This is a genomic window from Paenibacillus sp. FSL M7-0896, from assembly GCF_037975415.1.
Lineage (GTDB): Bacteria > Bacillota > Bacilli > Paenibacillales > Paenibacillaceae > Paenibacillus_AQ > Paenibacillus_AQ silagei.
Map to the genome: position 1 here is coordinate 7,481,918 of NZ_CP150250.1, position 13,745 is coordinate 7,495,662.

At 52.1% G+C, this 13,745-nt stretch carries 8 protein-coding genes, 10 tRNA genes, 3 rRNA genes and 1 other RNA gene; all 22 read left to right on the plus strand.

The features are described 5' to 3' along the window. Positions 1-140: 140 nt before the first annotated feature. The gene (gene rho, locus MKY12_RS32585) at positions 141-1,499 is read left to right on the plus strand and encodes a transcription termination factor Rho (protein WP_036724456.1); all 1,359 of its coding nucleotides are present in this window, start codon (positions 141-143) and stop codon (positions 1,497-1,499) included. Between the two features lie 25 nt (positions 1,500-1,524). Beyond that, complete coding sequence (locus MKY12_RS32590) at positions 1,525-2,802, plus strand: radical SAM protein (RefSeq protein WP_339252753.1); 1,278 nt, start codon at positions 1,525-1,527, stop codon at positions 2,800-2,802. Positions 2,803-2,927: 125 nt separating this feature from the next. Further along, a complete protein-coding gene (gene rpmE, locus MKY12_RS32595; protein WP_036724459.1) occupies positions 2,928-3,125 on the plus strand; it encodes a 50S ribosomal protein L31 in 198 nt (65 codons plus the stop codon). Between the two features lie 47 nt (positions 3,126-3,172). Further along, positions 3,173-3,441, plus strand: an RNA gene (gene ffs / locus MKY12_RS32600) — signal recognition particle sRNA large type. Between the two features lie 214 nt (positions 3,442-3,655). Further along, positions 3,656-5,425 (plus strand): DNA polymerase III subunit gamma/tau, encoded by a 1,770-nt coding sequence (gene dnaX / locus MKY12_RS32605; protein ID WP_339252755.1) that lies wholly within the window; start codon positions 3,656-3,658, stop codon positions 5,423-5,425. A 49-nt stretch (positions 5,426-5,474) separates the two neighbouring features. Further along, the gene (locus MKY12_RS32610) at positions 5,475-5,786 is read left to right on the plus strand and encodes a YbaB/EbfC family nucleoid-associated protein (protein ID WP_036698884.1); all 312 of its coding nucleotides are present in this window, start codon (positions 5,475-5,477) and stop codon (positions 5,784-5,786) included. Between the two features lie 36 nt (positions 5,787-5,822). Further along, positions 5,823-6,422 carry a recombination mediator RecR gene (gene recR, locus MKY12_RS32615; protein WP_339312212.1) on the plus strand — a complete coding sequence of 200 codons (600 nt, stop codon included), beginning with the start codon at positions 5,823-5,825 and terminating at the stop codon, positions 6,420-6,422. Positions 6,423-6,625: 203 nt separating this feature from the next. Beyond that, complete coding sequence (locus tag MKY12_RS32620) at positions 6,626-6,892, plus strand: DUF2508 family protein (protein WP_076084853.1); 267 nt, start codon at positions 6,626-6,628, stop codon at positions 6,890-6,892. Positions 6,893-6,920: 28 nt separating this feature from the next. After that, entirely contained in the window at positions 6,921-7,187 is a 267-nt protein-coding gene (locus MKY12_RS32625) for a pro-sigmaK processing inhibitor BofA family protein (protein WP_076084856.1), read from the plus strand. 303 nt (positions 7,188-7,490) lie between these two features. After that, positions 7,491-9,051: ribosomal RNA gene (locus tag MKY12_RS32630) — 16S ribosomal RNA — on the plus strand. A gap of 124 nt (positions 9,052-9,175) precedes the next feature. Then, positions 9,176-9,292 (plus strand): 5S ribosomal RNA (gene rrf, locus MKY12_RS32635). Positions 9,293-9,339: 47 nt separating this feature from the next. Further along, a tRNA-Ile gene (locus tag MKY12_RS32640) sits at positions 9,340-9,416 on the plus strand. 96 nt (positions 9,417-9,512) lie between these two features. After that, a tRNA-Ala gene (locus MKY12_RS32645) sits at positions 9,513-9,588 on the plus strand. Between the two features lie 203 nt (positions 9,589-9,791). Then, positions 9,792-12,719, plus strand: a 23S ribosomal RNA gene (locus MKY12_RS32650). Together the 16S, 23S and 5S rRNA genes with 10 tRNA genes alongside form the textbook arrangement of a ribosomal RNA operon. A gap of 80 nt (positions 12,720-12,799) precedes the next feature. Continuing rightward, positions 12,800-12,891 (plus strand) — tRNA-Ser (locus tag MKY12_RS32655). Between the two features lie 24 nt (positions 12,892-12,915). Then, positions 12,916-12,992: transfer RNA gene (locus MKY12_RS32660), tRNA-Met, on the plus strand. Positions 12,993-13,001: 9 nt separating this feature from the next. Further along, a tRNA-Val gene (locus MKY12_RS32665) sits at positions 13,002-13,077 on the plus strand. 34 nt (positions 13,078-13,111) lie between these two features. Next, positions 13,112-13,187 (plus strand) — tRNA-Thr (locus MKY12_RS32670). A gap of 18 nt (positions 13,188-13,205) precedes the next feature. Then, a tRNA-Asp gene (locus MKY12_RS32675) sits at positions 13,206-13,283 on the plus strand. Between the two features lie 137 nt (positions 13,284-13,420). Then, positions 13,421-13,496, plus strand: a tRNA-Phe gene (locus tag MKY12_RS32680). Positions 13,497-13,500: 4 nt separating this feature from the next. Beyond that, a tRNA-Tyr gene (locus MKY12_RS32685) sits at positions 13,501-13,583 on the plus strand. A gap of 11 nt (positions 13,584-13,594) precedes the next feature. Further along, positions 13,595-13,667, plus strand: a tRNA-Lys gene (locus MKY12_RS32690). Positions 13,668-13,745 lie beyond the last annotated feature (78 nt).

The window sequence follows — 13,745 nt, forward strand, 5'->3', positions numbered from 1 at the left end:
TACCCGGATTGGCAAGGGCAGAAATTGGCTGCTTAAATGCATATCTCCTTCCAATTCGGGTAATCCTATCCTAATAAGCATTTTCATAGACTCATAGTTTAGAACTCATCATACACAAATTGAATAGGTGGTTATAGCACATGGATCTTCAAATTTCCGATCTGGAAGAAATGAAGCTTACCGATCTGTATAAGCTCGCCAAGAAATACCAGATTCCTTATTACGGAACGCTTAAGAAGCGGGAGTTAATCTTCGCTATTCTTAGAGCACAGGCAGAGCAGAGCGGTCTAATGTTTATGGAAGGCGTGCTTGAGATTCTGCCGGAAGGCTATGGCTTCCTTCGGCCGATTAACTACTTGCCGAGTGCGGAGGATATCTATATCTCTGCATCGCAGATCCGCAAGTTCGACCTTAGAAGCGGTGACCTGGTCTCCGGGAAATGCCGGACGCCGAAGGAGAACGAACGCTATTTCGGACTCTTGCAGGTGAATGCCGTCAACGGCGAGAACCCGGCAACTGCAGCTGAACGGTTACATTTTCCGGCGCTTACGCCGCTTTATCCGCAAGATAAGCTGCCGCTCGAAACATCCCCAACTCATTTATCGACCCGTATCATGGATTTGCTTGCTCCTGTAGGTCTGGGACAGCGCGGTTTGATTGTAGCACCTCCCAAAGCAGGGAAGACGCTCCTCCTCAAAGAAATTGCCAACAGTATCTCTACGAACAATCCCGAGATTGCACTGTTTGTTCTGCTGATCGATGAACGTCCCGAGGAAGTAACGGATATGCAGCGTTCGGTAAAAGGTGAGGTAGTGGCTTCGACATTTGATGAGCTGCCGGAGAATCATATTAAAGTGGCAGAGCTTGTGCTTCAGCGCGCGCTGCGTCTGGTAGAGCACAAGAAGGATGTCGTTATTCTGCTGGATAGCATTACCCGTCTTGCCCGTGCCTACAATCTCGTAGTTCCGCCATCCGGCCGGACACTTAGCGGAGGGATTGATCCTGCCGCGTTCCATCGGCCTAAGCGCTTCTTCGGTTCCGCACGTAACGTGGAGGAGGGCGGCAGCTTAACTATTCTTGCCACCGCACTGATTGATACCGGCTCACGGATGGATGATATTATTTATGAGGAATTCAAGGGTACAGGGAACATGGAGCTCCATCTGGACCGCAAGCTGGCTGAACGCCGGATCTTCCCGGCAATTGATATCCGCCGTTCGGGTACGCGCCGTGAAGAAGTATTGCTTAGCAAGGAAGAGCTGGATACCATCTGGTCAATCCGTAAAAATATGAATGAATCCTATGACTTCGTAGAAGGATTCCTGAAGAAGCTGCGTGACAGCAAGACGAATGCGGAGTTCCTGGCCTCCTTCGATGTGGCTGGAGGCAAGGATTCCTCGTCAGCAAGCGGTACGGCCAGCAAAGGCGGTACCTCGAACAGCGGCTCGTCTGCCCGCCGCACCACGCGTCCCAAGGCGCCTACTGTGCCGACTACCTGAGAATAGATAACAAGAGGAGAATAACATGTATTTGGTATATGCCGATGAACAAGGAAACGTATATGATCATCCCGAGCTGTATGCCCTGGCCCGCAGTGGCGATATGATCGTTGAGATACTGGAGGAAGAGCTGGTTCCGCTGCCTGAGGGGGCCACGCTGGTCGGGCTCCCGAGCACCCGTGCGATTGGGATGAATCCGGAGACCGGTGAGATGCTGCCCCTGCCGGCAGGTTCGCAGGCTGTCGGAGCCTTGCTGCCGCAGGGATACACCCGCCTGTGCCTTCCCGGTTACGTCAAGATAGACAAGACCTACAAGCTTCCGCTCTTCGGATATTCCGCTGTAGTATGGAAGGACGGCGGATTCTATGTGGCGGCTGATCTTACGGATGATCCGGAGCAGTGGAACCCGCTTAACTGCGACCGGGACGATGTGAAGAACGGTGTGGGCGAACTGACTGCCAAATACCCGGAGAACCGTCTGTATAATCACTTGTCCAACTGCGCGCTGGAATATGAATGCTTAACCTCGTCCAATACCTTCCTCGGCCGCTGGGAAGGCGCTGTTCCGGTCTCATACTCCTGCAACGCCGGCTGCTTCGGTTGTATCTCTGAACAGCCCGATGACAGCGGGTTTGTGTCCCCGCAGACACGGATGAGCTTCCGTCCGGCAGTGAACGAAGTATCGCAAGTGATGCTGGAGCACCTGAAGACGCCGGAATCCATTGTCAGCTTTGGACAGGGCTGTGAAGGTGAGCCTTCTACGCAGGCGAAGCTGATTATTGAATCTATCCGTGAAGTCCGGTCCATTACGGATATGGGCTATATCAATATTAACACCAATGCCGGCTTAAGCGATCATATCCGCGGCATTGTCGATGCCGGTCTTGATCTGATGCGGGTTAGTACCATCAGTGCGCTGGATGACCATTATAACGCCTATTACAAGCCTCGCGGGTATACGCTGGCTAACGTGGAGAAGTCGCTGAAGTACGCTGCCTCACAAGGCGTATACACCTCCATTAACTATTTGATTTTCCCGGGGGTTACAGACCGTGAGGAAGAGATTGAAGCGATGGTGGAGTTCGTCAGACGTACAGATCTTAAGCTCATTCAGATGCGTAATCTCAATATTGACCCGGAGAGCTATCTGGAGCTTATTCCCCCTGCACGGGGTGAGATCCTTGGCATGAAGACCATGCTGGAGATCTTCCGTGAGGAGCTCCCGGAGGTTGTGATTGGTTCCTTTACCCATGTCCCCCCTGCTGAGCTGGCCCGTGCCAAGCAGCGCAGAGTGCAGCTTTAGGCCTTATTATTTTAAGAATGGCAGGCCTATTGCAGAGCCTGGGCCTTGCATGCTAGAATGTAGCTTGCGTAATCATATAACTCTAGGCCCGCATGAGGCTTAGGGCGTGAGAGGTGAGATTTCATATGCAAACAACTATTCAACCCAAGTACAATGTAACGAAGGTAACCTGCGCTTGCGGTAACACGTTTGAAGCCGGCTCGACAGTACAGGAGCTTCGCGTCGAAATTTGCTCAAGCTGTCACCCGTTCTTCACCGGTAAGCAGAAGTTCCTGGATGCCGGCGGCCGTGTGGACAGATTCAAGAAGAAATACGGTGTCTAATATTGCATAGTTGATTTTTGCCTGTCCGTAAGCTATACTTATCTTCGCCGTGCTAGACGGGGAGGTAGCGGTGCCCTGTAACTCGCAATCCGCTGTAGCGAGGTTGAATTCCTGTTAGAGGTGCTGTCGATGTGAGGCCTTGGTTCCTATGGGCTGTGTTGACGGTTGGGTCCTCCGCAATGAGTGCTTGTGAACCTGGTCAGGTCCGGAAGGAAGCAGCCATAAGCGAGTTTGCTCTTGTGCCGGAGGGTGGCCTAGCCCGAGCAGTTTTGTAGGGTTACCGCTTGGATCGCAGCCATCAATAACAGGTGCACGGTTTAAATAAGGATGATGATAGCGTCTTTGCTACAAGCAAAGATGCTTTTTGTTTTTCTAGGTATCCTAGGTTATGAGATATTATTCCCGCTCTGGCTAATATCCTTACCTTTCGGACGGTGAGCCGCTTCTGCTTGGTCAAAGACTTGGGAATATAGTATAATAAATTAGCGACAAATGCCGGAAAGCGGCAGCCTGAGAGAGGGTAATGCATAGTGGAACATATCGCGCTGTACCGTGCCTGGCGGCCGCAGTCGTTTCAAGATATGGTAGGGCAGCAGCATATTATCCAGACGCTGCAGAATGCGATCCGTGAACAACGGGTTTCGCATGCCTATCTGTTCAGCGGACCGCGGGGAACCGGTAAGACGAGTGCGGCCAAGGTATTGGCCAAGGCAGTCAATTGCGAGCGGGGCCCGGGTCCTGAGCCCTGCAATGAATGTCCGTCCTGCCTGCGGATTACGGCAGGCAACATCATGGACGTTCAGGAGATTGATGCGGCATCCAACCGGGGCGTTGAAGAGATTCGCGATCTGCGGGATAAGGTGAAATATGCACCTACCGAAGTACGCCGTAAAGTGTATATTATTGATGAAGTGCATATGCTGACAACAGAGGCATTCAATGCTCTGCTGAAGACGCTCGAAGAGCCTCCGCAGCATGTGATGTTTATACTGGCGACTACCGAGCCGCACAAGCTTCCGGCTACGATTATCTCGCGTTGCCAGCGGTTTGACTTCCGCCGGGTCTCACTGGAGGAACAGACGGGCCGCCTGACCGAGATTTGCCAGAAGGAAGGCATTACAGCAGATGCAGATGCGCTCCAGTATATCGCCCGCCTGTCTGACGGGGGAATGCGGGATGCGCTCAGCATCCTGGATCAGATCTCATCCTTTACAGATGGGAATGTGACCTATCAGCAGGTGCTGGGAATGACCGGGGGCATCCCCTCCGAGCAGTTCGCGCGTCTGGCGAATGCTATTCTTGAGAGTGACATGGGGCAGCTGCTGGAGCTTGTGGAGCAGATGATGCATGAGGGTAAGAGCGCAGATAAGTGCCTGGAGAATCTTCTGTATTATTTCCGCGATTTACTGATGATCAAGATGGTGCCTGGAGCGGATCAGCTAACGGACCGCGTGCTGAATCCGGCAGATTTCCGCGACATGGCTAAGGCCTTTACCCGCGACCGCTTATTCCTGATTGTGGAGACGCTGAGCCGTTATCTGGGGGAGATGAAGTATGCTACACATCCGCAGACCATATTCGAGGTAGCGCTGATGAAGCTGTGCAGCGGTCCGCAGGATGCTACTGCTCCTTCTGTAGGCGATCCGGCAGTGAATGCAGCCGCAACTGCAGCTGCAAATGGTTCTCCGCAGGTACAGTCCGGTGAGCTGGATCAGCTCAGAGCGCAGATTGCCGCGCTGGAGAAGAAGCTGGAGCAGGCTATTCAAGCCGGCGGAGTTGCCGGCGGCGGGCGTGAGCAGGCAGCGCAGCGCACTGCCCCGCCAAGCGCTCCGCGCGTATCCTCGGCCTCTAAGCTTCCCCCGCAGCTGGATAAGTTTATTGCGGGTAAGGACAGTCCTGATTTTAGCGCGGTCTATAAGCAGTGGAGTCTTGTTCTTCAGGGTGTGAAGGAAGAGAAGGTCACGGTACATGCGTGGTTTGTGGACGGTGAGCCGGTAGCGGTGATGGAAGATGCCGTGCTGGTTGCTTTTAAGAATACCATTCACCGGGATACTACCGAGAAGCCTGCGAACCGGCAGGTCATCGAGAACGTAATGAATGCCAAGCTGGGTAAGCCATTCCGGCTGGTAACTATGATGATGCGTGACTGGAATGAAGCTGCGACGAAATCCGCGGCTTCGGCCGGAACAGAGGAGCTGCGTCTGGAGCATGAGCACGAGAGCGGCGAAGGCAAGTCCGAACCATGGATTGATGAGGCGATCCAGCTCTTTGGAGAAGACCTTGTTGTCATAAAAGAATAAGGATTCAGCTATCAGCGCGAAGATGCGCATCCCAAAGGAGAGATGATCTATGAATAATATGAACCAAATGATGAAGCAGGTTAAAAAAATGCAGGAGCAGATGCTCAAAGCCCAGGAAGAGCTGGGCAGCAAGACAATTGAAGGTTCTTCCGGAGGCGGCGTGGTTACCGTTCAGGTGAACGGACACAAGAAATTGCTGTCCATTCAGATCAAACCGGAGGTTGTAGATCCGGAGGATATCGAAATGCTGCAGGATCTGGTGATCACTGCTGTTAATGATGCTCTTACCCAGGCAGAAGAGTTGGCGAACAACGATATGGGTAAATTCACAGGCGGAATGAAGATTCCTGGCTTGTTCTAGGCTTACTCCACTCCCTGCCAAAGGAGAACCGATACTTTGTATTATCCAGAACCGCTAGCCAAGCTAATAGAAGCTTTTACACGTTTGCCCGGGATTGGCCCGAAGACAGCTGCCCGGCTGGCCTTTCATGTGTTGAACATGAAGGAGGACGAGGTGATTGATTTCGCCAAAGCCCTGGTCAGCGTCAAGCGTAATCTTCATTATTGCTCGGTCTGCTGCAACATAACGGATACCGACCCGTGCCGGATCTGCCAGGACAAAACCCGCGATGCTTCGGTAATCTGTGTGGTTCAGGACTCGAAGGATCTGGTGGCTATCGAACGAACCAAGGAATTTGGCGGCTATTATCATGTGCTCCAGGGTGCAATTTCGCCGATGGAAGGCATAGGGCCGGATGATATAAGGCTGAAGGAGCTGCTGACCAGACTCAGCGATGAGCGGGTGAAGGAGCTGATTATGGCTACCAACCCCAACATTGAAGGGGAAGCCACTGCCATGTATATCTCGCGTCTTGTCCGTCCCTTTGAGATCAAGATCACCAGGATAGCCCATGGCTTGCCTGTAGGCGGCGATCTTGAGTATGCGGATGAGGTAACCCTGTCGAAGGCACTGGAAGGCCGTCGTGAGCTGTTCTGAGTGTTGTGCTGTTGTATTATAAGTGTAGGGAGCCCTCGGGCTCCTTTTTTGATTTTCTGAAGAAGCGCTCATATTCTGCTAAAAGTTCTGCTAAGCTCCCTCTCCCGGTTCTAAGTTTGTCCCTATTCCGATATGTATGAGATTAACGGGTGTGAATCACCGGTTGCATCTGCAGTTATTCATATATCTTAGGAGGGATTGCAATGGGTTGGTGGAGTACCAAGTGGCTGAGCGGGAATACGGATAAGGAAAAGGCAGTGCAGACGGAAGAGGAATGGGGGACAGTATACCAAGAGGTACGTAAAGCGCAGTCTGAATGGGAGCGGGCTTACCTGATGTTTGATGAGGCACTGGGCCAGGATCAGATTGACTATGCAATCTATATCCTGGAGGCGGCTGAGCGCAAATATCAGATACACCTTAAGGATGCCAAGCGGCTGGGGCTTAACCGGAGCCAGCTGCAAGTATGAACAGAATGAGTCAGCGAGGAGGAGAACAATGCTAAGAACTGTTGCGATGGGTGTGCTGATTATATCTGCAGCGCTGCTGGTCCTGATTGTATTCAGGAAAAGACTGGGCTGGGCTTGGTTGAGTGTATTTGGAACCCATCTTATATTGGCGGCGCTCGGGATTTATATCGTTAATTTCTCAGGAGTTGTAAGCGATCTGCACATTCCGCTTAACCCTACAACCATAGGTGCTGTAACCATTCTTGGGCTGCCGGGAGTGGCGCTGTTATTGGGATTAAAATTAACTTTGTTTTAGAGGTTGACGAAGGCTCCTGATTCATGATACATTAAGTCTCGGCCCTTTGGACAGGAGATCTTCGGATCACTTGCTGGAAGCTAAAGCGAAAAAAGAAATTAAAAAAACGCTTGACTGAAACAAGGGTGCTGTGATATATTATAAAGGTCGCTGCTGAGACAAACATCAACGACAAAAGATGAGACATTGATCTTTGAAAACTGAACAACGAGTGAGTGGGAAATCACTTCGGTGAGATCCAAAAATGAGAATGTAAATTCTCGTCAGATGTTTCAAAATGAGCAATCGCTCTTTCTAAATACCAATTTGGAGAGTTTGATCCTGGCTCAGGACGAACGCTGGCGGCATGCCTAATACATGCAAGTCGAGCGGAGTTTGAGAGGAAGCTTGCTTCCTTTCAGACTTAGCGGCGGACGGGTGAGTAACACGTAGGCAACCTGCCCTCAAGCCTGGGATAACTACCGGAAACGGTAGCTAATACCGGATAATTTCTTTTTTCTCCTGAGAGAAGAATGAAAGGCGGAGCAATCTGCTGCTTGGGGATGGGCCTGCGGCGCATTAGCTAGTTGGTGGGGTAACGGCCCACCAAGGCGACGATGCGTAGCCGACCTGAGAGGGTGAACGGCCACACTGGGACTGAGACACGGCCCAGACTCCTACGGGAGGCAGCAGTAGGGAATCTTCCGCAATGGGCGCAAGCCTGACGGAGCAATGCCGCGTGAGTGATGAAGGTTTTCGGATCGTAAAGCTCTGTTGCCAGGGAAGAACGTCCGGTAGAGTAACTGCTGCCGGAGTGACGGTACCTGAGAAGAAAGCCCCGGCTAACTACGTGCCAGCAGCCGCGGTAATACGTAGGGGGCAAGCGTTGTCCGGAATTATTGGGCGTAAAGCGCGCGCAGGCGGTTATTTAAGTCTGGTGTTTAAACCTTGGGCTCAACCTGAGGTCGCACTGGAAACTGGGTGACTTGAGTACAGAAGAGGAAAGTGGAATTCCACGTGTAGCGGTGAAATGCGTAGATATGTGGAGGAACACCAGTGGCGAAGGCGACTTTCTGGGCTGTAACTGACGCTGAGGCGCGAAAGCGTGGGGAGCAAACAGGATTAGATACCCTGGTAGTCCACGCCGTAAACGATGAGTGCTAGGTGTTAGGGGTTTCGATACCCTTGGTGCCGAAGTTAACACAGTAAGCACTCCGCCTGGGGAGTACGGTCGCAAGACTGAAACTCAAAGGAATTGACGGGGACCCGCACAAGCAGTGGAGTATGTGGTTTAATTCGAAGCAACGCGAAGAACCTTACCAGGTCTTGACATCCAACTAACGAAGCAGAGATGCATCAGGTGCCCTTCGGGGAAAGTTGAGACAGGTGGTGCATGGTTGTCGTCAGCTCGTGTCGTGAGATGTTGGGTTAAGTCCCGCAACGAGCGCAACCCTTGACTTTAGTTGCCAGCAGGTGAAGCTGGGCACTCTAGAGTGACTGCCGGTGACAAACCGGAGGAAGGTGGGGATGACGTCAAATCATCATGCCCCTTATGACCTGGGCTACACACGTACTACAATGGCCGGTACAACGGGAAGCGAAGCCGCGAGGTGGAGCCAATCCCAGCAAAGCCGGTCTCAGTTCGGATTGCAGGCTGCAACTCGCCTGCATGAAGTCGGAATTGCTAGTAATCGCGGATCAGCATGCCGCGGTGAATACGTTCCCGGGTCTTGTACACACCGCCCGTCACACCACGAGAGTTTACAACACCCGAAGTCGGTGGGGTAACCCGCAAGGGAGCCAGCCGCCGAAGGTGGGGTAGATGATTGGGGTGAAGTCGTAACAAGGTAGCCGTATCGGAAGGTGCGGCTGGATCACCTCCTTTCTATGGAGAATCGTCTTCTGCAATGAAGACATTCAAATCGGAAGCTTTGCTTCCACAATAGAACCTTCGGGTTCGGACACTCACTCGTGTTCAGTTTTGAAAGAGCAAGTCTCTTTCGTATGCGTTTGGTGGCGATAGCGGAGGGGTTCCACACGTACCCATCCCGAACACGACCGTTAAGCCCTCCAGCGCCGATGGTACTTGGACCGAAGGGTCCTGGGAGAGTAGGACGCCGCCAAGCGAACAATCAATTCATTGATTGTTTCACTACTGCAAGTTTTGTTATATGGGCTTTTAGCTCAGTTGGTTAGAGCGCACCTCTGATAAGGGTGAGGTCGGTGGTTCGAGTCCACCAAGGCCCACCATATAACAATCTGGAATTGAATGGCAAGTACCGGGGTCCCCGAAAAGTAATCGGAATTAACCTCGAAGCTACACCTCACTTTTTGGGGTGATTATATGGGGCCATAGCTCAGCTGGGAGAGCGCCTGCCTTGCAAGCAGGAGGTCAGCGGTTCGATCCCGCTTGGCTCCACCAATCATGTTTTACAACAGTATATGCACATTGTCTGTTATTTCGAACATCACAGTCGTGATTGTTTCATAATAACAGCAACTTGATCCTTGAAAACTGGATACCGAAACGAATTTGCGTTTTAGAACATTCCTTTAAGCTGAACTTGTGTAAACAAGTTTCATATTAATGGCGATACTAGCGATTTTCCTTAGGGAAAACGCATTGGTTAAGCTACTAAGAGCACACGGAGGATGCCTAGGCGCCAGGAGCCGACGAAGGACGTGGCGAACAACGAAACTGCCTCGGGGAGCTGTAAGCAAGCTTTGATCCGGGGGTGTCCGAATGGGGAAACCCAGCTGTGGTAATTCGCAGTTACTCATTTCTGAATACATAGGAAATGCAGAGGCAGACCAGGGGAACTGAAACATCTAAGTACCCTGAGGAAGAGAAAACAATAGTGATTCCGTCAGTAGCGGCGAGCGAACGCGGAACAGCCTAAACCAAGGGGCTTGCCTCTTGGGGTTGTGGGACGTCTCACATGGAGTTACAAAGGAATTCAGTAGGCGAAGAGGTCTGGAAAGGCCCGCGATAGAGGTAAAAGCCCTGTAGCCTAAACTGTGTTCTCTCCGAGACGGATCCCGAGTAGTGCGGGGCACGTGAAACCCCGTATGAATCCAGCAGGACCATCTGCTAAGGCTAAATACTACCTGGCGACCGATAGTGAAACAGTACCGTGAGGGAAAGGTGAAAAGCACCCCGGAAGGGGAGTGAAATAGAACCTGAAACCGTGTGCTTACAAAAAGTCAGAGCCCTCTTTATGGGTGATGGCGTGCCTTTTGTAGAATGAACCGGCGAGTTACGTTTAACATGCAAGGTTAAGGTGAGAAGCCGGAGCCGCAGCGAAAGCGAGTCTGAATAGGGCGACTTAAGTATGTGGACGTAGACCCGAAACCGTGTGATCTACCCCTGTCCAGGGTGAAGGTGCGGTAACACGCACTGGAGGCCCGAACCCACGCATGTTGAAAAATGCGGGGATGAGGTGGGGGTAGCGGAGAAATTCCAATCGAACTCGGAGATAGCTGGTTCTCCCCGAAATAGCTTTAGGGCTAGCCTCGGTGAATGGAGTGGTGGAGGTAGAGCACTGATTGGGTGCGGGGCCCGCAAGGGTTACCAAGCTCAGTCAAACTCCGAATGCCATTTACTTCTTGCCGGGAGTCAGACAGTGAGTGCTAAGATCCATTGTCAAAAGGGAAACAGCCCAGACCATCAGCTAAGGTCCCCAAGTGTGTGTTAAGTGGGAAAGGATGTGGAGTTGCACAGACAACCAGGATGTTGGCTTAGAAGCAGCCACCATTGAAAGAGTGCGTAATAGCTCACTGGTCGAGTGACTCTGCGCCGAAAATGTAACGGGGCTAAACACACCACCGAAGCTATGGCTAGATGCTTTGCATCTGGGGTAGGGGAGCGTTGTATGTGGGTTGAAGGTGTACCGTAAGGAGCGCTGGACAGCATACAAGTGAGAATGCCGGTATGAGTAACGAAAAGATCAGTGAGAATCTGATCCGCCGAAAGCCCAAGGTTTCCTGAGGAAGGCTCGTCCGCTCAGGGTAAGTCGGGACCTAAGGCGAGGCCGACAGGCGTAGTCGAAGGACAACAGTTTGAAATTACTGTACCACCGTAATCCGCTATGAGCGATGGGGTGACGCAGGAGGGTAGTGACGCGGACTGATGGATGTCCGTCTAAGCAGTGAGGCTGGTGTGCAGGCAAATCCGCACATCGTTAAGGCTGGGCTGTGATGGGGAGCGAAAATTATAGTAGCGAAGGTCATGATCTCACACTGCCAAGAAAAGCCTCTAGCCAGGAGAAGGTGCCCGTACCGCAAACCGACACAGGTAGGCGAGAAGAGAATTCTAAGGCGCGCGGAAGAACTCTCGTTAAGGAACTCGGCAAAATGACCCCGTAACTTCGGGAGAAGGGGTGCCTCGGTAGGGTGAATAGCCCGAGGGGGCCGCAGTGAAAAGGCCCAAGCGACTGTTTAGCAAAAACACAGGTCTGTGCGAAGCCGTAAGGCGAAGTATACGGGCTGACGCCTGCCCGGTGCTGGAAGGTTAAGGGGAGCGGTTAGGAGCAATCCGAAGCTGTGAACCGAAGCCCCAGTAAACGGCGGCCGTAACTATAACGGTCCTAAGGTAGCGAAATTCCTTGTCAGGTAAATTCTGACCCGCACGAATGGCGTAACGACTTGGGCGCTGTCTCAACGAGAGATCCGGTGAAATTTTAATACCTGTGAAGATGCAGGTTACCCGCGACAAGACGGAAAGACCCCATGGAGCTTTACTGCAGCTTGATATTGAATTTGGGTACGATCTGTACAGGATAGGTGGGAGCCGTGGAGGCAGGAGCGCAAGCTTCTGCGGAGGCGCCGTTGGGATACCACCCTGATCGTATCTAGGTTCTAACCTAGTGCCCTTATCGGGTACGGGGACCGTGTCAGGCGGGCAGTTTGACTGGGGCGGTCGCCTCCTAAAGAGTAACGGAGGCGTTCAAAGGTTCCCTCAGAATGGTTGGAAATCATTCGCAGAGTGCAAAGGCATAAGGGAGCTTGACTGCGAGACCTACAAGTCGAGCAGGGACGAAAGTCGGACTTAGTGATCCGGTGGTACCGCATGGAAGGGCCATCGCTCAACGGATAAAAGCTACCCTGGGGATAACAGGCTTATCTCCCCCAAGAGTCCACATCGACGGGGAGGTTTGGCACCTCGATGTCGGCTCATCGCATCCTGGGGCTGAAGTAGGTCCCAAGGGTTGGGCTGTTCGCCCATTAAAGCGGTACGCGAGCTGGGTTCAGAACGTCGTGAGACAGTTCGGTCCCTATCTGTCGTGGGCGCAGGAAATTTGAGAGGAGCTGTCCTTAGTACGAGAGGACCGGGATGGACGTACCGCTGGTGCATCAGTTGTTCCGCCAGGAGCATGGCTGAGTAGCTACGTACGGACGGGATAAGCGCTGAAAGCATCTAAGCGTGAAGCCCCCCTCAAGATGAGATTTCCCAACATGTAAGACCCCTTGAAGACGACGAGGTAGATAGGTTGGAGGTGGAAGTGCAGCAATGCATGGAGCTGACCAATACTAATCGGTCGAGGGCTTATCCAAAAAATAATTCGCAGATTCGTTTCGGATTCAGTTTTCAGGAATCAATTTCCTGTGCGGATTTACATGGCTACCATTAATTTGGAGAGATACCCAAGTGGCTATAAGGGGACCCTCTGCTAAGGGGTTAGACTGCGTAAGCGGTGCGAGGGTTCGAATCCCTCTCTCTCCGCCATTATAAATCCAATACTTGTAGTGTGGCGGCGTAGCTCAGCTGGCTAGAGCGTACGGTTCATACCCGTGAGGTCGGGGGTTCGATCCCCTCTGCCGCTACCATACATACCCGGAGGCTTAGCTCAGCTGGGAGAGCATCTGCCTTACAAGCAGAGGGTCGGGGGTTCGAACCCCTCAGCCTCCACCATTTTTATGTTTGAAATTTTATTACCTTACACCGTGCCGGTGTAGCTCAACTGGTAGAGCAACTGACTTGTAATCAGTAGGTTGGGGGTTCAAGTCCTCTCGCCGGCACCATTTTTAAGAGCAAATTGTGGAACCGTGGTGTAGTTGGCCTAACATGCCTGCCTGTCACGCAGGAGATCGCGGGTTCGAATCCCGTCGGTTCCGCCATTTTCAATGGCATAAGGGATGAGAATTCCCTGGGTTCGTTGAAGCATAGGCATCGTAAGGAATACTTCGCAATCTCGTAACGGAGTGAAGAGTATCCCGCCCTGTTCCGACATTTTTTTGTTTTTAGGTTTGTTTATGGCTCGGTAGCTCAGTCGGTAGAGCAAAGGACTGAAAATCCTTGTGTCGGGGGTTCGATTCCCTCCCGCGCCACCATCATGGAGGCTTAGCGAAGTGGCCAAACGCATCAGACTGTAAATCTGCTCACGTACGTGTTCGGTGGTTCGAATCCATCAGCCTCCATCCCTTTTTAGGAGCCATTAGCTCAGTTGGTAGAGCACCTGACTTTTAATCAGGGTGTCGAAGGTTCGAGTCCTTCATGGCTCATCTTAAGTCAAACGGTCATCACTTTAGGGTGGTGGCCTTTTTTGTATTTTGATACATGATCCAAGTATGCTCGTAAGC

What these genes read in the sequence shown, in the direction of transcription:
- rho (WP_036724456.1), top strand. Translation starts at nt 141, where the DNA reads ATGGATCTTCAAATTTCCGATCTGGAAGAAATGAAGCTTACCGATCTG.
- MKY12_RS32625 (WP_076084856.1), top strand. Translation starts at nt 6,921, where the DNA reads ATGCTAAGAACTGTTGCGATGGGTGTGCTGATTATATCTGCAGCGCTG.
- MKY12_RS32620 (WP_076084853.1), top strand. Translation starts at nt 6,626, where the DNA reads ATGGGTTGGTGGAGTACCAAGTGGCTGAGCGGGAATACGGATAAGGAA.
- rpmE (WP_036724459.1), top strand. Translation starts at nt 2,928, where the DNA reads ATGCAAACAACTATTCAACCCAAGTACAATGTAACGAAGGTAACCTGC.
- MKY12_RS32590 (WP_339252753.1), top strand. Translation starts at nt 1,525, where the DNA reads ATGTATTTGGTATATGCCGATGAACAAGGAAACGTATATGATCATCCC.
- MKY12_RS32610 (WP_036698884.1), top strand. Translation starts at nt 5,475, where the DNA reads ATGAATAATATGAACCAAATGATGAAGCAGGTTAAAAAAATGCAGGAG.